The 21194-nt window shown below is 65.7% G+C and carries 19 protein-coding genes and 1 pseudogene; 11 read left to right on the top strand and 9 right to left on the bottom strand.

Features of this window, described 5'->3' with window-relative positions:
• The first annotated feature begins 271 nt into the window (after positions 1-271).
• The 6 genes from acpS (at position 272) to tsaD (ending at position 7442) form a co-directional block, all read left to right on the top strand.
• Positions 272-835 (top strand): holo-ACP synthase, encoded by a 564-nt coding sequence (gene acpS, locus H6A16_RS08215; protein WP_204618039.1) that lies wholly within the window; start codon positions 272-274, stop codon positions 833-835.
• Positions 813-2426 carry an NAD(P)H-hydrate dehydratase gene (locus H6A16_RS08210; RefSeq protein ID WP_204618037.1) on the top strand — a complete coding sequence of 538 codons (1614 nt, stop codon included), beginning with the start codon at positions 813-815 and terminating at the stop codon, positions 2424-2426. Before acpS ends, H6A16_RS08210 begins: the two co-directional genes overlap by 23 nt.
• A 5-nt stretch (positions 2427-2431) precedes the next feature.
• Positions 2432-3583 (top strand): alanine racemase, encoded by a 1152-nt coding sequence (gene alr / locus H6A16_RS08205; protein WP_204618035.1) that lies wholly within the window; start codon positions 2432-2434, stop codon positions 3581-3583.
• A 10-nt stretch (positions 3584-3593) separates the two neighbouring features.
• Positions 3594-4253: a uracil-DNA glycosylase gene (locus H6A16_RS08200; RefSeq protein ID WP_204618033.1), complete on the top strand. Its 660-nt coding sequence runs from the start codon at positions 3594-3596 to the stop codon at positions 4251-4253.
• 2 nt (positions 4254-4255) lie between these two features.
• A complete protein-coding gene (tsaE, locus tag H6A16_RS08195) occupies positions 4256-4756 on the top strand; it encodes a tRNA (adenosine(37)-N6)-threonylcarbamoyltransferase complex ATPase subunit type 1 TsaE (RefSeq protein ID WP_204618031.1) in 501 nt (166 codons plus the stop codon).
• A 262-nt stretch (positions 4757-5018) separates the two neighbouring features.
• Positions 5019-7442, top strand: coding sequence for a tRNA (adenosine(37)-N6)-threonylcarbamoyltransferase complex transferase subunit TsaD (tsaD, locus tag H6A16_RS08190; RefSeq protein WP_204618028.1), 2424 nt, complete (start codon positions 5019-5021; stop codon positions 7440-7442).
• Between the two features lie 394 nt (positions 7443-7836).
• On the opposite strand, the gene H6A16_RS08185 is transcribed toward tsaD, so the two are convergent.
• From H6A16_RS08185 to trxA, 8 genes are all read right to left on the bottom strand, one after another.
• Positions 7837-8502 carry an HAD family hydrolase gene (locus tag H6A16_RS08185; protein WP_204618025.1) on the bottom strand — a complete coding sequence of 222 codons (666 nt, stop codon included), beginning with the start codon at positions 8500-8502 and terminating at the stop codon, positions 7837-7839.
• Positions 8503-8548: 46 nt separating this feature from the next.
• A complete protein-coding gene (gene hypE, locus H6A16_RS08180; protein WP_204618023.1) occupies positions 8549-9571 on the bottom strand; it encodes a hydrogenase expression/formation protein HypE in 1023 nt (340 codons plus the stop codon).
• 90 nt (positions 9572-9661) lie between these two features.
• On the bottom strand, positions 9662-10777 hold the full coding sequence (gene hypD, locus H6A16_RS08175) for a hydrogenase formation protein HypD (protein ID WP_204618021.1): 1116 nt from the start codon (positions 10775-10777) through the stop codon (positions 9662-9664).
• On the bottom strand, positions 10774-11067 hold the full coding sequence (locus H6A16_RS08170; protein WP_342589742.1) for a HypC/HybG/HupF family hydrogenase formation chaperone: 294 nt from the start codon (positions 11065-11067) through the stop codon (positions 10774-10776). The genes hypD and H6A16_RS08170 overlap by 4 nt, the downstream gene beginning before the upstream one ends.
• Positions 11068-11160: 93 nt before the next feature.
• Positions 11161-13803: a carbamoyltransferase HypF gene (gene hypF / locus H6A16_RS08165; RefSeq protein ID WP_204618019.1), complete on the bottom strand. Its 2643-nt coding sequence runs from the start codon at positions 13801-13803 to the stop codon at positions 11161-11163.
• A complete protein-coding gene (nikR, locus tag H6A16_RS08160) occupies positions 13800-14249 on the bottom strand; it encodes a nickel-responsive transcriptional regulator NikR (RefSeq protein WP_342589741.1) in 450 nt (149 codons plus the stop codon). Before nikR ends, hypF begins: the two co-directional genes overlap by 4 nt.
• A 2-nt stretch (positions 14250-14251) precedes the next feature.
• The gene (locus H6A16_RS08155; RefSeq protein WP_204618016.1) at positions 14252-14500 is read right to left on the bottom strand and encodes a hypothetical protein; all 249 of its coding nucleotides are present in this window, start codon (positions 14498-14500) and stop codon (positions 14252-14254) included.
• A gap of 226 nt (positions 14501-14726) precedes the next feature.
• Positions 14727-15086: a thioredoxin gene (gene trxA / locus H6A16_RS08150; RefSeq protein WP_204618014.1), complete on the bottom strand. Its 360-nt coding sequence runs from the start codon at positions 15084-15086 to the stop codon at positions 14727-14729.
• Positions 15087-15234: 148 nt separating this feature from the next.
• On the opposite strand from trxA, the gene H6A16_RS08145 reads away from it, so the two are divergent.
• Complete coding sequence (locus H6A16_RS08145) at positions 15235-15822, top strand: hypothetical protein (RefSeq protein WP_204618012.1); 588 nt, start codon at positions 15235-15237, stop codon at positions 15820-15822.
• Between the two features lie 130 nt (positions 15823-15952).
• On the opposite strand, the pseudogene H6A16_RS08140 reads toward H6A16_RS08145, so the two are convergent.
• Positions 15953-16198, bottom strand: a pseudogene (locus tag H6A16_RS08140) (DUF362 domain-containing protein); the annotation flags it as partial.
• Positions 16199-16607: 409 nt separating this feature from the next.
• Here H6A16_RS08140 and dnaK point away from each other — a divergent pair.
• The 4 genes from dnaK to H6A16_RS08120 all read left to right on the top strand — a co-directional run bounded on the left by dnaK (position 16608) and on the right by H6A16_RS08120 (position 21151).
• Positions 16608-18506 (top strand): molecular chaperone DnaK, encoded by a 1899-nt coding sequence (gene dnaK / locus H6A16_RS08135; RefSeq protein WP_204618008.1) that lies wholly within the window; start codon positions 16608-16610, stop codon positions 18504-18506.
• Between the two features lie 2 nt (positions 18507-18508).
• Positions 18509-19342, top strand: coding sequence for a nucleotide exchange factor GrpE (locus H6A16_RS08130; protein ID WP_204618006.1), 834 nt, complete (start codon positions 18509-18511; stop codon positions 19340-19342).
• 210 nt (positions 19343-19552) lie between these two features.
• Positions 19553-20503 (top strand): DnaJ C-terminal domain-containing protein, encoded by a 951-nt coding sequence (locus H6A16_RS08125; protein WP_204618004.1) that lies wholly within the window; start codon positions 19553-19555, stop codon positions 20501-20503.
• Positions 20504-20737: 234 nt separating this feature from the next.
• Positions 20738-21151: a heat shock protein transcriptional repressor HspR gene (locus H6A16_RS08120; RefSeq protein WP_204560953.1), complete on the top strand. Its 414-nt coding sequence runs from the start codon at positions 20738-20740 to the stop codon at positions 21149-21151.
• Positions 21152-21194: the final 43 nt, after the last annotated feature.

Here is a 21194-nt window from a genome sequence, read left to right as displayed (position 1 = left end):
AGCGCCGATGGTACTGCGGGGGAAGCCCGTGGGAGAGCAGGGCGCCGCTGACCGGTGGACGGCGTTTCATCGCGGGGAGGGCCCCGGGGGAGCGATCCCCCGGGGCCCTTTCCCTTTTCGGGGCGCCTCCCGGGACGGCCTCTCTGCTTCTCTTTGACCCTGCGCCTGCGTTTCTGCGCTCTGCACGCTCTTCCCTATGTATATGCATCAGCATTGGTCCGATACGGATACAATAGGTAAACGTATGTATATGTAGAGGAAAGGCGGTGACATGTCGGAAGGCGGCATCGGGGTCGATATCGTCGAGATCCCCCGTATGGAACAGATCCTTGAGCGGACGCCGGCTTTTGCCCAGCGTCTGTTTACTGATGAAGAGCGCCTGTACTGCGAGGCGTCATCTCGGCCTGCCGCCCATTACGCCTGTCGCTTCGCCGCGCGCGAGGCCGTCCTCAAGGCCCTCGGTACCGGATTCGGTCAGGGAGTCGGCCGCAAGGACGTTTCCGTCTCTAAGGATAAGCATGGTCGACCCTTGGCTGTGCTTTCCGGACGCGCACTCGAGATCGCCCAGCAGAAGGGCATCGTCGAGGTGGCCCTTTCCCTCTCATTCACCAGCGAGCTCGCTGTGGCCAATGCTATGGCGATCACGCTTGAGGATCGGCCGAAGCCGAAGCCTTCCAAACAGGATGACAAGACGCTGATCGCCCAGTCGTTCCGCGACGCACGATCGGTTCTTGACGAGCTTGAGTCGCTTCAGATCGATGAGCTGATGGCGCTCGAGTCGGACGCCGTGCCCACAGAACAGGAGCAAGAACATGAAGCCAATTCTGAGCACTGAGGAAGTCATCACCCTCGAGAACATCATCGAGCGCGAGGGCACCTCCAAAGCCGAGCTCATGGAGCATGCTGGCGAGTTCATCGCCAATCTTGCTCAGGGCTATGATCCCAAAGAGGTCGTCATCCTCGTTGGATTCGGCAATAACGGTGGCGACGGTTGGGTCGCGGCCGATATCTTGCAGCAGCGCGGCGCCCATGTTGTCGTGGTGACGCCCGTCGAGCCCAATGAGATTCCGAGCGCGCTCGCGCGTCATGTCGCCCGCCGAACCGCCGGTCGCGACGTCACGGTCGTCGTCGGCCCCTCGCGTGACGAGCTCGCCGAGCTGCTGAACAAGGCCGACCTTGCCATCGATGCTATCCTCGGCACCGGGTTCCATGGCGCCGTGCGTCCTCCGTTCTCCATCTGGATCCCCACGCTCAACGAGGCCTCGGTCCGAGTGATCTCGGTCGATGTGCCCTCCGGTCTCAACTCCGAATCGGGCGTCGTGGAGGATTGCTGCGTGCGCGCCGACAAGACCGCGACCATGATTGCGCCCAAGATCGGCCTGTACAGCGCCGATGGCCCGCAGTACGTCGGCGATCTTGTCTGCGGCGAGCTGTACGACCGACTCGACGAGGTGATCGATGATGTCGACCATGCCGCTGAGATCGTGGAGGCGGGCGATCTCGTGGAGTTCATGGAGCCGCTGCCCGCAAACGTCAACAAGTACTCGCGCGGCTCTGTCCTGATCGTGGCCGGTTCTGCGCGCTATCCGGGCGCCGCCATCATGGCCGCCAAGGCCGCCGCGCGCGCCGGTGCGGGTTATGTCTCGGTTGCCGCACCCGATGCCTGCGCGAATCTGATCCGTATGGCGCTTCCCTCCATTCCCGTGATTTCCCTTCCTTCCGACACCCGCGGATCGTTCGGCGCCGCTGCCCGCACGACGGTGTGCGAGATCGCGCCCAAATACGACTGCGTGCTGTGTGGGCCGGGCATCACGACCGCCGCGGGAAGCATGCAGATCGTCTCGGGACTGCTCGAGCTCGATGTGCCGCTGATTCTCGATGCCGATGCGCTCAACTGCCTCGCTCGCCTCTCTATCGACGGGATCGATAAGACCCCTGAGCTCTATCGTCGCGAGGCGCCGCTGATCTTCACGCCGCATCATCGTGAGCTCTCCCGCCTGTTGGGCGATATTCCGGTGGACGACCTGGGCACCGCCATCGACGCTGCCCAGCGTATCGAATGGGCGGTCGGCTCGGATAACTTGGTCGTGGTCGCCAAGGGCGCCACGACTGCGATCGTGGGCGTCGAGAAGGTCCTCATCCCCATGGCGGGCCCCGCGAGTCTTGCCACGGCGGGTTCGGGCGATGTCCTGGCCGGTATCCTCGCCGGAACGATGGCGACGACGCACGGCGAGGTTAATCGCTGGGAGCTGCTCGCTGCCTATGGCGTCGCCGTTCATTCCTATACGGGATTCGCCGCGGCGGCGGAGTATGGCGATCGAAGTGTGATCGCCACCGATCTGATCGATCTTATCGGCGAGGCGATGCAGCTTGTCGAGAACGAGGCCTACAAGCAGCTGGGCCTGCTGAATGACGGGGAGGCGTAAGGAGCATGCCGCTTCGCAAGGAGCCGGCGACGCGCTGGGCGTGGGTCGAGATCGACCAGGGCGCCCTTCGTCGCAACGTGCGGGCGTTTAAGAACCTGCTTGGCCCAAGGCAACGTCTGTGCTGCGTGGTCAAGGCTGATGCCTATGGGCATGGTGCTGTGCCGTGTGCGAAGATCATGCACGCGACGGGTACCGATATGTTCGCCGTGGCGACGGTGAACGAGGGTGTCGAGCTGCGCGAGGGCGGAATCACTGAGCCCATCGTGGTGCTGAGCGAGCCGCCCCTGACCGCGATCGACACACTACTCGAGCATCGCCTCATGCCTTCCATCTATACCTCTGAGTTCGCGCTCGCCTATGGGGAGCGCGCGGTGAGCCTTGGCGTGGTGGGCAAGTACCACATGGCTATCGAGACGGGCATGAACCGCATCGGCGTGCACTATGCCGATGTCATCGATTTTCGCCGCAGCATCGATTTCCACCGCGGCATCGAGTGCGACGGCGTGTTCACGCACTTCGCGACGGCCGACGAGTCCAATGGCTGGGACTACAAGCTCCAGCGCAAGCGCTTCGACGAGGCGGTCGCCGCCATGCGCGACGCCGGGTTCGAATGCGGTATCGTGCACTGTGATAACACTGCGGCATCCATCCTGGACCGCAGCACGCACTACGACATGATCCGCGCCGGCATCGGTCTTTATGGCCTGCAGCCCTGTGAGGCCACGCGCCCGGTCTTCCCGCTCGAGCCCGTCATGAGCGTGCGCGCTCGCGTGACGCGCACCGCGCATCCCGCGATGGGCGAGGGTGTCGGGTACGGCTTCACCTATCGCGTGCCGCGTGCCCGCGTGCAGATCTGCACGATTCCCGTCGGATACGCCGACGGTCTCGCTCGCACGCTCTCGAACCGCATGGACGTGCTGTACCGCGGCGTGCGCGTGCCGCAGGTGGGCAATATCTGCATGGACCAGTGCATGGTCGCCATCACTCAGACTTCGCGCGAACAGGTGCCCGAGGCCGAGATGGGCGACCTTGTGACCATCATCGGCCGCGACGGCGACGCCGAGATCACCATGGACGAGATGGCGCGTCTGCGCGGCACTATCAACTATGAGGTTGCGTGCGGATTCGGCATGCGTCTCGAGAAGATCTACACGTAGGGGAGGGGCCATGGGCGTGATGCATATTCCCGGCCACGAGCGGCAGAAGCCGCGCGAGGTCACTCTGGACGAGATCCGCTCGGTTCTTGGCGATTGCCGGCTGTGCCCGTTGCACGAGACGCGCACCAAGATCGTGTTCGGCGTGGGAAACCCCCGTGCCCGCGTGATGTTCGTGGGCGAGGCTCCCGGCAGGAACGAGGACCTGCAGGGCGAGCCGTTTGTGGGGCGCGCGGGCGAGAACCTGAACGCCATCCTCTCGCTTGCCGGCCTCAAGCGCGAGGACATCTACATCGCCAATGTGCTCAAGTGCCGTCCACCGGGAAACCGCAACCCGCGTCCCGAGGAGGTGCTCGCCTGCTCGCCGTTTCTGCGCGAGCAGATTCGCAGCATCTGGCCCGATATCATCGTCACGCTGGGCAACCCTGCGACGCACTTCGTGCTCAAGACCGAGATCGGCATCACGAAACTGCGCGGCAGGTTCCACCAGATGGGCCATTTCGTCGTGATGCCCACCTTCCACCCCGCTGCGGCCCTGCGCAACCCCGCATGGCAGCAGCTGCTGGAGGAGGACTTCCGCATGCTGGGCGATTACCTGGAGCGACATCCGGTTGACGGCCCCATTGTCCCGGCAACCGCGCATTCCGATGCGCTGCCGCGGGTCGAGGAGTAGCGATGGGGTTGAAGTACAAGGAGCGTTATCGCTTCGAGAGCTCGTCGGTCGAGGACACCATCGCGTTCGGCAAGCTGGTTTCCGGCTTTGTCGAGGACGGTGACGTCCTGGTGCTGACAGGCGGCTTAGGTGTGGGAAAGACTCAGTTCACCAAGGGGCTGTCCTGTGGCCTCGGCGACAATCGACCCGTGACGAGTCCTACGTTCTCCATCATGGCGGTGCACGACGGCGGGCGTCTTCCGCTGTTCCACTTCGACCTGTATCGACTCGAGCATGCGTATGAGCTGGAGGATACGGGCATCTACGACGTGTTGGGCTACGAGGGCGTGTGCGTGCTCGAGTGGGGTGAGCAGTTCCAGGACGAGCTGACGGACGCCTATCTGTCGATCACGCTATCGCGCGATCCGGATGACGCCGACCGCCGCATCATCGAGCTGGAGGCGTTCGGGCCTCGCGCCGAGGCGCTCGCCGAGGGCATAGACGAAGCTGTTGCCCGGGGGTAAGGGCACGTGAAGGTTGGTCGGGGGCCGTCTCGTGTCGCGCGTTTGCCAGATCTGGCCAAATTGACCAGATATGTACTTTTCCAAGGTGCTCAGGGTGGCCTAAACGAGGCTAGGGCACTCCAGGGGAGCTCGAGGAGATGGATTTCGGGTCATTTCTGCCTCGGAGACGGCCATGCGGGCGCCCTGCGCGCGTACAGTCGGGGCGTATCGCCGTATCGATGATACATATCTGGTCATATCGACCATGAATGGATGGAGACAGATGGAACAGGTCGATAGCCGGACCCTTGTGGTCGCGATCGATACCTCAACGGACATGCTCGTATGCGCTGCGGCGCACGTGGCGGGCGGCGGCACTCCGAGCGAGTGCGTCGAGATGCTCGCCTGCGGCGACCATCTGTGCCGCCGCCATGCTAACGAGGAGCTCGTGAACACCCTCGACCGCATCCTTGCAGAGGCGGGCGTCTCGATGGATGCCGTTGACGCCGTGCTGGTCGGGCGCGGCCCTGGGTCGTTTACCGGTGTGCGCATCGGCATCTCGACGGCGAAGGGCCTGTCGCGCGGAGCAAACATCCCGCTGCACGGCGTCTCGACGCTCGATGCGACCGCATGGACCGCGTGGAACGCGGGCATTCGCGGCAAGCTGGGCGTGGCAGCCGACGCCATGCGCGGCGAGGTCTACCCCGCGCTCTACGAGCTTGACGACCGCGGGCCGCATCGCCTGTTCGAGCGCGAGCGCGTCGTCAAGGCTGCTGTCGCGGCTGAAGAGTGGGCCGGCCTGCCCTATGCTGCCGAGCTTCGGGTAACGGGCGACGGCCTCGTGCGCTACGGGAAGCTGTTCGAGGAGGCGGACCTGATGGGCCACGCTCTCGACCGCGCGCTGTGGTGGCCGGCGGGCGCGGGGCTGGTCCTTGCGTTCGCGCAGGCGAACGGTGCTGCTCCTGTTGCCGAGGGTGGGGATCCGGCGCTCGTGCTGCCCATCTACACACGTCTTTCGGATGCCGAGGAAAACGAGCGCAAGCGCCTGGGGCTTGCCGAGAGCGCCCATATCGACACGACGGGCGTTGCCGACGAGCTCGCCGGCAGGCACCTGCAGTTCCGCCCCATGGGGGCTGCGGATGCCGAGGCGGCCTCCGAGCTCGAGGCACGTTGCTTTGCTGGCATGGGTCACGAGGCGTGGACTCCCTCCATGTTTCTGGATGAGCTGGGTGAGGGCGTCGCTGCGCCCCGCTCTTGGTGGGTGGCGCACGACGATGGCAAGCTGATCGGCATCGCGGGCGGCATGGTGGTCGACTGCGATGTGCAGATTCTCGATGTCGCCGTGGACGAGGCCTATCGCCGGCGCGGTATTGCGCGCAAGCTGCTTTCCCATGTGAGCTACGACGCCCAGATGCTGGGCTGCGAGACCGCTTCGCTCGAGGTGGAAGCCGCCAACGAGGCTGCTATCGCGCTCTATAGCGAGCTCGGTTTTTCCCGTGCTGGTGTGCGAAAGGGGTACTACGGCCCCGGTGCCGATGCGCTCGTGCTGACAGCGCCGCTTCCGCTCGTGTTGCCGGTGGATGCCGCCTCGCCCGAGCCGACGGCCGCAGCGACGCGCGTCTGGCCCGCACCCGACCCCGTGCGCACGGACGACGAGCGCATGCGCATCGCTGCTGCGCAGCCGGTGCTCGCCATCGAAAGCTCGTGCGACGAGACGGCGGTGGCCATCATCGCCTCCGACGGTACGTTGCTTGCCAATCAGGTATCCACGCAGATCGATTTCCACGCGCGCTTCGGCGGCGTCGTGCCCGAGATTGCATCGCGCAAGCATGTCGAGGTCATCGTCGGCGTCGTCGACGCGGCGCTCGAGGAGGCCGCGGTCTCGCTCGGGCTCGCTGGCGGCGCGCTGGTGCCGCAGGAGCTCGCGGCTGTCGGCGTCACGCAGGGTCCCGGCCTCGTCGGTGCGCTGGTCGTGGGCGTCGCCTTCGCCAAGGGCTTCGCTTTTGCGGCGGGGGCGCCGCTCATCTGCGTCAATCACCTCGAGGGGCACCTGTACGCCAATCTGCTCACCACACCCGACCTGAAGCCGCCGTTCATCTTCACCCTTGTTTCCGGCGGGCACACGATGCTCGTGCACGTGCGCGCCTGGGGCGATTACGAGGTTCTCGGCGAGACGCTCGACGACGCGGTGGGCGAGGCGTTCGACAAGGTCGCGAAGGCTCTGGGCCTGGGGTACCCCGGCGGGCCGATCATCTCGCGCCTGGCGGAGACCGGCGACCCGCATGCCATCGAGTTCCCGCGCGCGCTGAACCGCAAGGGCGATTACCGCTTCTCGCTTTCGGGCCTGAAGACCGCGGTCATGCTGTATATCGAGCAGGAGGAGAAGGCCGGCCGTCCGCTTCATCTGCCCGATCTTGCCGCGTCGTTCGAAGCTGCGGTGTTCGACGTCCAGTACAAGAAGGCGAAGGGTGCGCTGCATGCCACCGGTGCGAAGGAATACTGCATCGGCGGCGGCGTGGCGGCCAATCCGCACCTGCGCGAGATGATGATTCGCAAGCTCTCGCGCCAAGGCATTCGCGTGACAGTGCCGCCGCAGAACGCCTGCACCGACAACGCCGCGATGATCGCCGTCGTGGCGCGCGAGAAGTTCAAGCGCGGCGAGTTCTCCGACTTCTCTATCGATGCTGACCCCAACATGAGCCTCTGAGTCGACGCTGCGCGGCTGTCTGGCGGGCACCTCGCCTTTCAATCGTCGGGCATGGCCCCAAGGCCTATGCCCTCCTCTTTCAAGGCGATCTGCCTCGCCAGCCAGCCGCTCGCTGACTGAGTACTCGACTTGGGATCTGCCGCGGTCGAAGCATTGTTGCTCGGTGGCCCCAAGGCCTATGCCCTCCTCTTTCAGGCCACCTCGCCTCGCCAGCTGCCCGCTCGCTGACTGAGTACTCGACCTACGGGGTTTCCATGACAGCTAGGACGGGGCCCACTGTCATGCTTTTGCCTTCGTCCAGGTTTTCTCAGGGTGTCAGCTGTTTGCTGAACGAGTGCTTTACCGGGCTCAGGTGACCGCCGTGGCTGGGGTGGCGTCGCCCGATGGCTTGCTGTTATGCTTTGGCGATTTTCACGAGTTCGTCGGGACGATCGATGATGTGGTCGGCGCCGGCTTCTTCTAGTTCGGCGCGGCCGCGGAAGCCCCAGGTGACGCCCGCTACCGGCATGCCGGCATTGTGACCGGTTGCCACGTCGACGCTGGAATCGCCCACGTACAGTGTGTGCTCCGGGTCGGCGCCGAGCCGCTCGAGCAGGCGCCCCGTGATTCCAGCATCCGGTTTGGGCGGGTAGGGGTCGACGTGTCCCTGCACGTAGGCGAAACGACCCGCGCCGAAGAAGCGCTCGACGAGAGGAGCGGCGGCGGCATGGTCCTTGTTGGTGAGGACGGCGAGCTTCAGGCCTTCGTCGCGCAGCTGGTCGAGCATCTCCGGGATGCCGGGGTAGGGACCTGTGTGGTCCTCCTTGTGCTGGTCGTAATAGGAGCGGAATTCGTCGAGTGCGTAGCCGAGCGCGACAGCATCGCCCGCGTATTCTGCCGGAACGATGCGCTCGATAAGCTTGAAGATGCCGTTTCCGACTTTATACCGGTAGGCATCGATCGAAAACGTCGGCCAGTCGTGCAGCCGGCATACGTGGTTGCCGGCATTCGCGAGGTCCTCGATCGTATTCAGCAGGGTGCCGTCCAGATCGAAGACGACATGGCTATAGGTTGCAGACAAGCGCGCTCCTTTGGTTCATCGATACGTGGGGCCGGCAATCGTAATGCTAGCAGATGCGCGGCAGCTGCTCGCCGACGAGCATGTCGAGCACGCGGGTCGAGCCCCAGCCGGTGCGCACGCGCACGACGGGGCCTCGTCCGGATGGCAGCTCCGCCACATGTCCGATAATCGCCGCCTCGGCGCCGTAACGGTTGGCCCGCATGGCATCCAGCGCCGCCTGCGCCTCGTCCTCGGGCACGATGGCGACCATCTTGCCCTCGTTGGCCACCTGAAGCACGTCGTATCCGAGCATCTCGCAGGCGCCGCGCACGGCGTCGTGGACGGGGATGGCGTCCTCCTCGACCTCGATTGCCACCTTGCTCGCGGCGGCGAACTCGTTGAGCGTGCTGGCAAGGCCGCCTCGCGTGGGGTCGCGGAAGCAGCGCACGTGAGGTGCCGCCTCCATGACAGCGGCGATGAGGCTGTTGAGCGGGGCGGCGTCGCTGACGATTTCGGTTCCGAAGGCCAGGCCCTCGCGCTGGCTCATGATGGCGATGCCGTGGTCGCCGAGCGCGCCCGAGAGCAGCACGGCGTCGCCCGGGCGGCAACGCGCTCCGGAAAGCTCGACGCCCGCAGGGACCTCGCCGACTCCAGCGGTGTTGATGTAGACGCCATCGGCGCCGCCGCGCTCCACGACCTTGGTGTCGCCCGTGATGATGCGGACGCCCGCTTCCGCTGCGGTGTCCGCCATGGTTTTCACGATGCGGCGCAGGTCGTCCATGGGGTAGCCCTCTTCGAGGATGAACCCGCACGAGAGGTAGCGCACGTGCGCACCCGAGGTGGCGACGTCGTTCACCGTACCGCAAACGGCAAGACGCCCGATATTTCCGCCAGGAAAGAACTGGGGCGTCACCACGAAGCTGTCGGTCGAAAGGGCGATACGGCCGGTGCCTGGCAGCGCCGCCACTCCCGCGTCGTTGCCGGCGAGGAGTTCGGGCGACCCGAAGTGCTCCAGGAAGAGCTCATCGATCAGGCGCTTCATCATCTGTCCGCCGGAACCGTGTCCGAGCAACACCGTTTCGCTTGCCATGTGCTTTCCTTTCCAGCAGCGCGTCTCGGCTGCGTCGTTAGCTTTCCGATGTCGCATTCCCGTCGCGCGGCGGCAGACGGGTGGCGCCGTCTATTCCTCGCGATAACGGAAGTACGCCGCGCAGCTTCCCTCGCTCGACACCATGCAGGGGCCCACGGGGTGCTCGGGTGTGCAGGCGGTGCCGAACAGCGGGCATCCGGTCGGGGCGATGCGCCCGCGCAAGACGTCTCCGCAGCGGCAACCGCGGGGCTCGACGGTGGGCTCGATGGCGACATCGAAGCGCTGCGAGGCATCGAAGCGCGCGAACTCCTGCCGGATGCGCAGGCCGGACTGCGGAAGCTTGCCCAGGCCGCGCCAGGTGGCGTCGCAGGGCTCGAACACCTGGGTGGCCAGCTCGCGTGCGACACGGTTGCCATCGGCGCTCACGCCGCGCAGGTAGGCGTTTTCGATACGCGGCTTCCCCTCGACGACCATGCGGGCGAGCATCTCGATGCCCTCGAGGATGTCGACGGGCTCGAACCCGGTCACGACGCCGGGAATCGAGAACTCATCGACGAGGAAGCGATAGGGCTCGATGCCCGTGATGGTCGAGACGTGCCCCGGCAGGATAAAGCCGTCGATGCGCGTCTCGGGGTCGTCGGCGATGGCGCGAAGCGCGGGCGGCGTCATCTTGTTGGCGGCGAACACCGAGAAGTTGGTGAGCTCACGTTCGGATGCCTCGAGGATGCTCGCCGCGATCGCGGGCGTCGTGGTCTCGAACCCGACGCTCAGGAAGACGATCTCGCGCTCGGACTGCTCCTCGGCGATGCGCAGGGCGTCCAGCGGCGAGTACACGATGCGGATGTCGTGGCCCGCCGCCTTCTCTGCGCGCAGCGACGAGGTGGAGCCGGGCACGCGCATCATGTCGCCGAAGGTTGCGATGATGACGCCTTCCTGGCGGGCAAGTGCGATGGCGTAGTCGATGTCGCGGTTCGCGGTCACGCAGACGGGGCAACCCGGGCCGGAGAGCAGGCGGAGCCCTGTGGGCATGATCGAGCGGAACCCGTAGCGACCGATGCTGACCGTGTGGGTGCCGCAGACCTCCATGAGGTTGATGGGGCGGTCGCCGACGATGCGCTCGATGCGGCCGATGAGCCCCCGGACGAGGGCGGGATCGCGGAACGCGCCGAAGTCGATGTTCGGCGCCGTTTTCGCGGGCGCGCTCACGCGGTCTCTCCCGTCGGCGCGAGCTCGTCTTCTACGAGCTCATCCATCTCCTGGATGAGCGCGATGGTCTCGCGCGCCTCATCGGGGCTGATGACCTGGATGCCGAATCCGGCGTGGACGAGGACGTAGTCGTCAACCTGCGCATCGGGGACGAGGCGAAGCGACACCTCGCGGCGTGCGCCGAGCATGTCGACGGTGGCGGCGCCGGCGCTATCGAGGCTGATGATTCTTCCGGGAACGGCTAGGCACATGCGGCGATACTCCTTCTGCACCGCCGATGCGGCATGCACGGGCGGCGTCCTTGTTTGTTCGGGCCAATGGTACCGCGCGCACGGCGTCCGGGCAACGCCGGCGCCCGGCATGGCGCGCCGGCGGGGCCGTCGCTAGCGCTGTGCCTGCGTTGCCATGCGGGCGCGGGCAATTGCCGCCTGGCCGTATGCGATGCAGCCGTCGTTCACCGGAATGGTGTGCGGGATAAGCACGGTGATGCCGCGTTCCTCAAGAAGTGCGCGCGTGCCCTCCAGGAGCAGACGATTCATGAACACGCCGCCGGATAGGACGACGGTGCGGATGCCCGTCTGCTTGCAGATGAGCTCGGCGATGTCGGCCGCTGCACGCGCAATCGCCCCGTGGAGCTCGAACGCGAGAGCGGAGGAGTCCTCGCCGCGGGCGATGCCGTCCAGCAAGTGCTGCAGAACGGGGCCGAGATCGATGTCGAGCGGCCGGACGGGATTGTCGGAGGGCATTTTGAAGTTCCCTTGGATGAAATTGCCGGTTTTGTACCGCTCATGTACGTCCGAAGGGCCGGCGCCGGACGCGGCGTGTCCGGATTCCGATGTGCAGCTATCCGTATTGGCCGTAATAGTGCGATTGCAAACGCCCGAGGGTTTCGCGAAGGCCCCCTGTGCGTTTTCCGGAGGACACGCTTGGGGCGCCGGCGGTACAAAAGTGGCAAAAGTATCCATAGCTGCCTGCAGATCGGGTGAATGGGCCTCGCGCGCGGCCCATGCCGCCGCCTCGAGTTCGATGGCGGGCTCGCCCTCGTATGTTGCCAGGCCGCATATGCCCAGCATCGCTGCGCATGCGTCGAGGAATCTGCCCATACTGCTCGTCAACGGGCTGTTGATGCCGCGCTCGACCATCGAGAGCGTGATGGTTCGCTCGCGGTCGGTCAGGCTTTCGAGCAGTGGGCCCGCGCCCGGGTGGTCGAGCAGCCCATGCGCCGCGAGCAGCGAGAGGGCGCAGCGACGGGCGTCGCGGACGCTCGCCGCTGCGCCCGGCAGCCTCCAGGGCTTGATGCGCGCCGCACGCGTATAGCCGGTCAAGCTGGTAACGAGAAACTCGCCACCCCATATCGTGCCGTCGTCTCCTGCGCCTGTGCCGTCGAAGGCGATGCCGACGACAGGCTGGTCCGCCCCGAGCGAACCTTCACAGGCGGCCTCGGCGATGACCGATGCGATATGCGCATGATGATGCTGGATCTCGAGCAGCGGGATGCCCGCCTGCCCGGCATGCTCGCGCGCCCATTGGCTCGAAAGGTAGTTCGGGTGCAGGTCGCAGGCGATCGCCGCGGGGTGCAGGTCAAAGAGGTGCTCGAGCCTGGCACGCGCGTCGTGCCAGGCGTCGAGGGTCGCCGCGTTCTCGATGTCCCCGATGTGCTGCGAAACGAAGCACTGCGCCGGGCCGTCCGCGTCCTCGCGGGTATAGGCGACGGTTGCCTTCTGCTCGGGTCCACACGCCAGCACGCAGACGTCGGCGCCGAGGACGCCCGCGTGCGCCGGCAGCGGGAGCGGCTGCGGGGCGTAGCCGCGCGCGCGGCGCACGGGCATGATGGACCCATCGACAACGCGGACGACCGAATCGTCGAAGCGCGACAGGATAGCGCGGTCGTTGCCCAGCAGCGCGTCGGCGATGCCGCCGAGGTGCTCCCATGCGATGTCGTCATCGATCTCAATGGGCTCTTCGCTGATGTTGCCGCTCGTCATGACGAGCGCGTCGATGCCGCGCTGCGCACATACCTCCAGCAGGAGATGCTGCAGGGGCGTGTAGGGCAGCATGACGCCGAGCTCGGGAAGGTCGTAGGAGACCGAGGGCGCGGTAAGGGGCGCCTCTGCATCCAGGCAGCGGCGCAGCAGGATGATGGGGCGGACGCTCCCGGTCAGAAGGTCGCGCTCGACATCGTCAAGATGGCAATGGGGCTCTATGACGTCGAGGTTGCGCGCCATGATGGCAAGCGGCTTGCGGCTGCGGCGCTTACGGCGGCGCAGCTCGCATACCGCCTGCTCGTCGGCGGCGTTGCACGCCAGATGGAAGCCGCCCAATCCCTTTATGGCCACGATGCCGCCCGAAGCGATGAGCACGGCGCACCGCTCGATGATCGCGTCGCTCTCGGCGCGGTCGCGACCGACGCGCGGTGCGGCTCCGTCTTCCCGTTCGCGCCAGGTGATATGCGGTCCGCAGGCAAAGCAGGCGTCCGGCTGCGCATGGAAGCGCCGGTCGGCAGGATTGCGGTATTCGCGGGCGCAGTCGGGGCACATGGGGAACGCGTCCATCGAGGTGGAGGGGCGGTCGTAGGGGAGCGACCGGATGATGGTGAATCGCGGGCCGCAGTTGGTGCAGTTGATAAAGGGGTAGTGGAAGCGCCGGTCGGCGGGGTCGAACAGCTCGCGCAGGCAGTCGTAGCAGGTTGCGATATCGGGCGAGACGAGTGTGGTTCGTGCGCCGGTGCCGTCCGACGCGATGATGCTGAAACCCTCGCCCTGCTGTGCGGCGGGATCGTCGGGCACGTCGTCGACAGCGATCCTCTCGATGCGCGCCGCTGCAGGCGCATGCGCACGCAGATCGCGCACGAAGGCGTCGATGTCTGTCGAAGGTGCCGCAGCATCGATGTGGACGCCGTCGGCGGCGTTGAGCACCCAGCCGCGGATGCCGTGCGCCACCGCTTCGCGGTAGACGAACGGCCTCATCCCCACGCCCTGCACGATGCCGGTCGCGTGGATGCGGACATGGCGCTCCGACCCGCTCATGCGGTGAGGTCCAAGCTGGTGCCCGTGGCGGCGCAGGTGAGCTCGCCGTGATGCACGCCGCGCATGCCGAGCAGCTTGTCCGCGAGCTCATAGATGCGCGAGCCCGCCCCCTTGAGGGCCAAGATCTCCATGCAGTTGTGGTGGTCCAGATGCACGTGCATGGTGGATACGATCTCGTCGGTGTAGTCGTGCTGGATATCGCCCAGGCGGCGCGAGAGGTCCCCGGTGTGGTGGTCGTAGATCATGGTGAGCGACCCGATGACCTCTTCGTGGGGAGTTCTCGTGCGGTCGCGGACGAGCGCCGCGCGCATGAGGTCGCGAATCGCCTCGGAGCGGTTGCGCGCGTCGCCGCGACGGGCGATGAGCGCGTCGAACTCCTTCAGCATGTCCTCGGGGACCGCGACCGAGAAGCGAGCGAGCTCGCCGGCCGCCTCAGGGGCGCCCACGGCTACACCAGCCTGACGGTGCCGACCGCGTTGTGATCGGCCTCGATGGCCTCCTCGTAGCCCTCGAGCGCGGCGCGCGCCTCGCCGAGGGCGTCCATGGCGCCGCGCAGCTTCTCGCCGATGCGCTCCATATCGTAGTTTTCGGTGGCGTGGAGCAGCTCGTGGCTCCAGGTGCGCGCGAGGGCGATGGTGTCGTCGACCTGCTTGACGCTCATGGCGAGCTGGCCCATGTTCATTCCGGTGTCGTGCATCGTTGCCTCCTTGGCGGCTGTCGTTCGGTTCCGGTTCAGTGTACTACGACCGTGGTGCGCGGGGCAGATCGTGCAGGGGCGAGGCCCTGCCATGCACATGGGGCGGCCCGCCGGGTGGCGGGCCGCCCCATACGGAAGGCGTCTGTTCTCTTGGGAAGAAAGGAAAGGAAGGTGGACGAAGAGACGGACGACGATGCCGCGGCCCCGCAGAGCCGCGGCCGGCCCGTTAGAGCGCCTTCTCGATTTCCGCTGCAAGGCGTGCCTTCGGCATTGCGCCTACGGTGCGCATGGCCTCCTGGCCGCCCTTGAGCATGACGAGAGTCGGGATGGACATGACGCCGTACTTCATGGCGATGTCCTGGTTCTCGTCGACATTGCACTTGGCGACGACGAGCTTGCCGTCGAGCTCATCGGCGAGTTCGTCGACGATGGGGGAAAGCGTGCGGCAGGGGCCGCACCACGGTGCCCAGAAATCGATGAGAACGGGCACGTCAGACGAAAGAAGCGAACCGAAGTTCTGGGGGGTGGCCTCGATGATGGCAGCCATGGCAATCCTCCTATGGTGTGCGCGTTGTGCGCGGGGCATCCGATACGTTGGGGGTTATACCCACTTGCAGAAAGCGGATGCACGGGGAGGACTGCTTTTCGCGGGAATTGCCATGCAGGAAGTCGCGCATGCCGCGCTCGCCCCGTCGGTCGCGGTATCATGCTGGCTGATTGGAAGGGAGAGCGCCATGCACATCTCGACGGCAGAGCGGAAAGAGGCCATCGTGGCCGCGCTCGAGCAGGAGCTCGAAGCGCTCGAGGCGCGCGGCGTCCGTATGGCGGGCAATGCGCTGTCGCCGGTCGTGCTGGTCAAGGGCGATCTGAATGAGGACGAGCTCGCGGGCGGCGAGCTGCTTGCCGGCGCTGACGGCCGTGCGCTGCGCTCTGCCCTGACAGCCATCGGCTACGCTCCGGAGGATTTCTGCGCCCTCGCGTCGGTCGCCGGGGCGGCGCGCAGCGAAAGCGATGCCGTGGCGGCACCTGGCGATGCTCTGCCCACTGCCGCGTTCCGTGAGGCGCTCGAGGCTCTCGATCCGGAAGCGGTCGTGCTGCTGGATGACGCCGCCGCCGACATCATGCGTGAAGCCTATGCCGATGCGCTCGTTGTCATCGAGGACTTCAATACCGCCATGCTCGCGTCGGGGCTTGTGGCCCACGTGCTCGGGCGGCGGGTGCTTGCGCTCGACGGATTCGAGCAGGCGCTCTCCGACCCGCGCGAGAAGCAGCGCATGTGGGCCTATCTCAAGCAGCTTCCCCCTGCGGGCGCCCCGTACTGATTGCAGCGGACGGCGCCGATCCGTTCTGCGAGTGCGCGAAGACCCAAATCTGCATGAAAAAGCCCGGCTCCTCGCGGAACCGGGCTTTTCGTCATACGCGTGGTGCGCAGCGCTTCAAGCGAGCGGGAAGTTACTCCTCGATCTCGGTGATGGCGCCGGCCGGGCAGGCCTCCTGGCAAGCGCCGCAGGCGATGCAGGAATCCTCGTCGGTCACGGTAGCAACGTCGTTGAGCTCGAGAACGCCCTGGGGGCAGGAGTCGACGCAAACGCCGCAAGCGATGCACTCATCAGCATCAATGATAGGCTTGGCCATGGTAGTAGTCCTCTCTGTGCGATACACGTTGGGCCCGGCGCCACAGGCGAATGCGCGTCGGGCTTTCTTGGGCTTAACATACCACGAGGGGACGTCATTGCAAGTCTCGAAGCGCCGTTTTACATACCGTTCGCCGAGTCAGCCGTAACTTACTAATAATCTGTGCTGGCAATTGTCCCGGTGCCGGACGTTTGAATTAAACAATCGATTGCGTCCATGGCGTTTGTTCCCGCTGTTGAGGGGCGTGCGCACGTTTTCCCGAAGCGTGCGGCTGCGCTCTTTTCGGTAAACGGCGACGTCAGGGGCCGCATCGCCCACCCTGTCAAAACTTTTTTAGAAAATCTTATATGGAATGACTTAGATTTTGTATAGCCAGCCCTATAAGGGGATATAGTAAGGGCGAACGAAAAAACGCGTGGCGCCGGGAGGTCCCGAGCCACCCGGCACGTAGAGGAAAGAAGAGGGATATATCATGAGCAAGATTCTTGGTATCGACCTTGGTACTACCAACTCCGCCATGGCGGTCTTCGAGGGTGGCGACCCCACCGTCATCGTGAACGCCGAGGGCGACCGCACCACCCCGTCCGTCGTGGGCTTCCGCGCCGACGGCGACCGCGTCGTGGGCAAGGCCGCTAAGAACCAGGCGGTCACCAACCCCAAGAACACCGTGTTCTCCATCAAGCGCTTCATGGGCCGCAAGTACTCTGAGGTTGCGAGCGAGATCAAGACCGTACCCTACACCGTCAAGGAGGGCCAGGGCGGCCGCGCCGTCGCTCAGATCGACGGCCAGGACTTTACGCCCGAGCAGGTCAGCGCCATGATCCTGCAGAAGATGAAGACCGACGCCGAGAAGTACCTGGGCGAGACCGTCACCGACGCCGTCATCACCGTCCCGGCCTACTTCAACGACGCCCAGCGTCAGGCCACCAAGGACGCTGGCAAGATCGCCGGCCTGAACGTCAAGCGCATCGTCAACGAGCCGACCGCCGCGGCGCTCGCCTACGGCCTCGACAAGCAGGGCACCGACCAGCGCATCCTCGTCTTCGACCTGGGTGGCGGCACCTTCGACGTCTCCATCCTCGACCTTGCCGACGGCGTGTTCGAGGTCCTGTCCACCTCCGGTGACAACCACCTGGGCGGCGACGACTGGGATCAGCGCGTCATCGACTGGCTGGCCGACAAGTTCCAGTCCGACAACGGCATCGACCTGCGTCAGGACCCCATGGCCCTGCAGCGCCTGAAGGAGGCCGCCGAGAACGCCAAGAAGGAGCTCTCCGCTGCTCAGCAGGCCACCATCAACCTGCCCTTCATCACCGCTGACGCCACCGGCCCCAAGCATCTCGACTACACGCTGACCCGCGCCGAGTTCGAGCGCATCACGCACGACCTGCTCGAGCGCTGCAAGCAGCCGGTGACCAACGCCCTGCGCGACGCCAACCTCAAGCTCTCCGACCTGACCGAGGTCATCCTCGTCGGCGGCTCCACCCGTATGCCCGCCGTCCAGGACCTCGTCAAGAACATGACCGGCAAGCAGCCCAACATGTCCGTGAACCCCGACGAGGTCGTCGCCTCCGGCGCTGCCGTCCAGGGTGCCATCCTCTCCGGTGACGGTCCGTCCGACATCCTGCTGCTCGACGTCACCCCGCTGTCGCTGGGCGTCGAGACCATGGGTGGCATCATGACCAAGATGATCGACCGCAACACCACGATCCCGACCTCCAAGACCGAGATCTACTCCACCGCTGCCGATAACCAGACCAGCGTCGAGATCAACGTCCTGCAGGGCGAGCGCGAGCTGGCTCGCGACAACAAGAGCCTGGGCAAGTTCCAGCTGACCGGTATCCCGGCCGCCCGCCGCGGCGTGCCGCAGATCGAGGTCACCTTCGACATCGACGCCAACGGCATCGTGAAGGTCTCCGCTAAGGACAAGGGCACCGGCAAGGAGCAGCAGATCACCATCTCCGGCTCCACCGCGCTTTCCGACGAGGAAGTCGACCGCATGGTCAAGGACGCCGAGGCCCATGCCGAGGAGGACAAGAAGCAGAAGGAGGAGGTCGAGGTTCGCAACCAGACCGACTCGCTCGCCTACTCCACCGAGCAGACCCTCGCCGACCTGGGCGACAAGGTCAACGCCGACCTCAAGTCCAAGGCTGAGAACGCCATCGCCGAGGCCAAGAAGGCCCTCGAGGGTTCCGATGTCGAGGCCATCAAGACCGCGGGCGACAACCTGCAGTCCGTGGCCTACGAGCTCGCTCAGATCGTGTACGCCGACGCCCAGCAGGCCACCGAGGGCGGTGCCGCCGGTTCCGCAGCCGGTGCTGACGACGATGTCGTCGATGCCGACTACGAGGTTGTCGACGAGGACAAGTAACCATGTCCGCCCGCAATGACCACACGGAGGCGGCCGCCGCTGCCGCCTCCGCGGATGCTGAGGAGAAGGACGTGAAGATTCCCGTAGAGGCAGCCGACGAGGCAACGGGGGCTGCCGAGACCGAGGCCGCCCAGGCCGTCGAGGCCGCTGAGACCGCTGAAGAGCAGGAGGTGCCCGCCATGACCGAGGAGGAGATGGTCGAGGCCGCCATCCGCGCCGGCGAGGAGGCAGCCAACGACGACTTCAAGGTGAAGTACGAGCAGGTTGCCAACGAGCTTGCCGAGGTTCGCGCCGAGCTCGAGGCCGCCGCGGATGCGCAGAAGGAGGCGGAGGCCAAGGCCACCGAGGCCGCCGACCGCGCGACCCGCCTGCAGGCCGATTGGGAGAACTACCGTCGCCGCACGGCGGCCGAGCGCCTGGCCGAGCAGGCCCGCGCGACCGAGAAGCTCGTGACCGCGCTGCTGCCCGTCGTCGACGACATCGAGCGCGCCATCGACCATGCGCGCACTCAGGAGCTCGCCGACGACTTCAAGCAGTTCGTCGACGGTGTCGACGCGGTGCATGCCAAGCTCATGGGCGTGTTCGAGCACGAGGGCGTCGAGGTCATCGACCCCAAGGGCGAGGCATTCGATCCGCTTGAGCACCAGGCGGTCGGCCGCGTCGAGGACGTCGAGGCCTATGACGAGACGGTCCACGATGTGTACCAGAAGGGCTATCGCATGGGAGACCGCATCCTGCGCTCCGCGATGGTCACGGTGACCTACGGCGGCGCCAAGAGGCCCGCACCCGCCGAGGAGCCCGCGGAGGCCGAGGCTTCCGAGGACACCGAGGAGTAAGTTTCAAGGGCTCCGGGGTAAAGCTCCGGAGCCCTTTTCAAGCCATGACAGTTAGGACGGGGCCCAGTGTCATGGTTTCGCAGGACATGACAGTTAGGACAGGTTCAGCTGTCATGTTTTTGCAGGGGGCGCCGGCGTGCGCCCCGGTTATCAGAAAAAGATGACAGTGGGCCCCGTCCTACCTGTCATTGAGGAAAGGAGGGGGCGTATATGCCGCAGGGTAAGAATTTCTACGATGTGCTGGGCGTCCAGAAGAACGCCTCCGACCAAGAGATCAAGAAGGCCTTCCGCAAGCTCGCGCAGAAGTACCATCCCGATGCGGGCGGAGACGAGGCCAAGTTCAAGGAGATCTCCGAGGCGTACGACACGCTTTCGGATCCCAAGAAGCGCAAAGAGTACGACCAGATGCTGATGTTCGGTGGCATCCCGGGCGCGGGCGGTGGCGGCTACGCCTATTCGGGCGGCCCCGGCGCGGGCGGCTGGAGCGACATCTTCAGCAGCATCTTCAACGGCGACGGCGCCTTCGGGTCCGACTGGAGCAACTTCGGCGGCATGGGCGGAGGTGCCCGCGCTGCGAACAGGCCACGCAAGGGCAGCGACCTGTCGCTGTCTGTTGACGTGTCGGCCGAGGATGCGTTTCGCGGCGTGACACATAAGGTGACCTATCGCATCCCGTCGACCGGCGAGCAGCAGACCATCACGGTCTCGGTGCCCGCGGGCGCGGTGGATGGCGGCAAGCTGCGCTACAAGCGGCGCGGCGAGTACGGTGTCAACGGCGGCGAGCGCGGTGACCTCGTGGTGACCACCAACGTGGCCGAGCATCCGCTGTTCAAGCGCAAGGGCGCCGATGTGACCATGGAGCTGCCGATCTCGGCCTACGAGGCTGCGCTCGGCTGTTCGGTCGAGGTGCCGACGCCGGGCGGTGCCACGGTTCGCCTGAAGGTGCCGGCGGGCACGCAGAGCGGCAAGACCTTCCGCTTCAAGGAGATGGGCGCGCCGGACGTGAAGCACCGCGGCCGCACCGGCGCCTTGCTGGTCAAGGTTGCCGTGCAGGTGCCCACGGGCCTGTCGGGCGACGAGAAGGCGGCGCTCGAGAAGCTTCGCGACGCGGATCGCCGCGACTATCGTGCCGACGTGAACCGCTATCGCGCGAAGGTGTAGCTGCCTTCGGCCCGACCGGCCGGACTGAGGCACCGCACCTTGCCGCTCAAGCCTTCGGGCGCCGCACGCAAGGCGTGCGCCCTCGGCTTTCGCGGCAATTTGCGGCGCCTCAGCCGGCCGTCTCCGTTATGACAGGATGGACAAGATGGGGCCGGGTTCGTTCTTGTCGCTTGCGTGGTAGATTTATGACAGTGGAGCACGTCCTAGCTGTCATGAGGAGTTTGGGGATAGAAAATGGCTGATGATGCGCGCAATAAGCCGCTGTATATGATTTCCGTCGCGGCGGAGCTCACGGGCATGCACCCTCAGACCCTGCGCGTCTACGAGTCCAAGGGTCTGGTGAACCCACAGCGTTCAGGCGGCAACACGCGCCTGTACTCGCGCGCGGACATCGAGCGGCTCGAGCTCATCAACCAACTGACCGACGAGGGCATCAACCTTGCCGGCGTGGTGCGCATCCTCGACATGAAGGAGCGCGCCGAGGAGCGCGAGCGCGAGATGGAGAAGCTCCGCGCCCGCGTGCGCGAGCTCGAAGACGAGGTCCACGAGTTCAAGATGCAGAAGAAGATCACCGCCCTTGCCCCGCGTGACGGGTCGGCCGATCCGCATCAGGTCCTGCGCGGCCTGCTCGGCGGCGGCGACCTGTAGCGTGAAATCAGGACAGAGGTTTTTTCACATGGGGCAGCGAATT

This window comes from Collinsella tanakaei (genome assembly GCF_016900375.1).
Lineage (GTDB): Bacteria > Actinomycetota > Coriobacteriia > Coriobacteriales > Coriobacteriaceae > Collinsella.
The sequence above is the reverse complement of the archived record's forward strand: the minus strand, read 5'-3'. Positions and strand labels throughout refer to the sequence as shown.

What these genes read in the sequence shown, in the direction of transcription:
- acpS (WP_204618039.1), top strand. Translation starts at nt 272, where the DNA reads ATGTCGGAAGGCGGCATCGGGGTCGATATCGTCGAGATCCCCCGTATG.
- H6A16_RS08210 (WP_204618037.1), top strand. Translation starts at nt 813, where the DNA reads ATGAAGCCAATTCTGAGCACTGAGGAAGTCATCACCCTCGAGAACATC.
- alr (WP_204618035.1), top strand. Translation starts at nt 2,432, where the DNA reads ATGCCGCTTCGCAAGGAGCCGGCGACGCGCTGGGCGTGGGTCGAGATC.
- H6A16_RS08200 (WP_204618033.1), top strand. Translation starts at nt 3,594, where the DNA reads ATGGGCGTGATGCATATTCCCGGCCACGAGCGGCAGAAGCCGCGCGAG.
- tsaE (WP_204618031.1), top strand. Translation starts at nt 4,256, where the DNA reads ATGGGGTTGAAGTACAAGGAGCGTTATCGCTTCGAGAGCTCGTCGGTC.
- tsaD (WP_204618028.1), top strand. Translation starts at nt 5,019, where the DNA reads ATGGAACAGGTCGATAGCCGGACCCTTGTGGTCGCGATCGATACCTCA.
- hypE (WP_204618023.1), bottom strand. Translation starts at nt 9,571, where the DNA reads ATGGCAAGCGAAACGGTGTTGCTCGGACACGGTTCCGGCGGACAGATG.
- hypF (WP_204618019.1), bottom strand. Translation starts at nt 13,803, where the DNA reads ATGAGCGGGTCGGAGCGCCATGTCCGCATCCACGCGACCGGCATCGTG.
- H6A16_RS08155 (WP_204618016.1), bottom strand. Translation starts at nt 14,500, where the DNA reads ATGCACGACACCGGAATGAACATGGGCCAGCTCGCCATGAGCGTCAAG.
- trxA (WP_204618014.1), bottom strand. Translation starts at nt 15,086, where the DNA reads ATGCCCCGCGCACAACGCGCACACCATAGGAGGATTGCCATGGCTGCC.
- H6A16_RS08145 (WP_204618012.1), top strand. Translation starts at nt 15,235, where the DNA reads ATGCACATCTCGACGGCAGAGCGGAAAGAGGCCATCGTGGCCGCGCTC.
- dnaK (WP_204618008.1), top strand. Translation starts at nt 16,608, where the DNA reads ATGAGCAAGATTCTTGGTATCGACCTTGGTACTACCAACTCCGCCATG.
- H6A16_RS08130 (WP_204618006.1), top strand. Translation starts at nt 18,509, where the DNA reads ATGTCCGCCCGCAATGACCACACGGAGGCGGCCGCCGCTGCCGCCTCC.
- H6A16_RS08125 (WP_204618004.1), top strand. Translation starts at nt 19,553, where the DNA reads ATGCCGCAGGGTAAGAATTTCTACGATGTGCTGGGCGTCCAGAAGAAC.
- H6A16_RS08120 (WP_204560953.1), top strand. Translation starts at nt 20,738, where the DNA reads ATGGCTGATGATGCGCGCAATAAGCCGCTGTATATGATTTCCGTCGCG.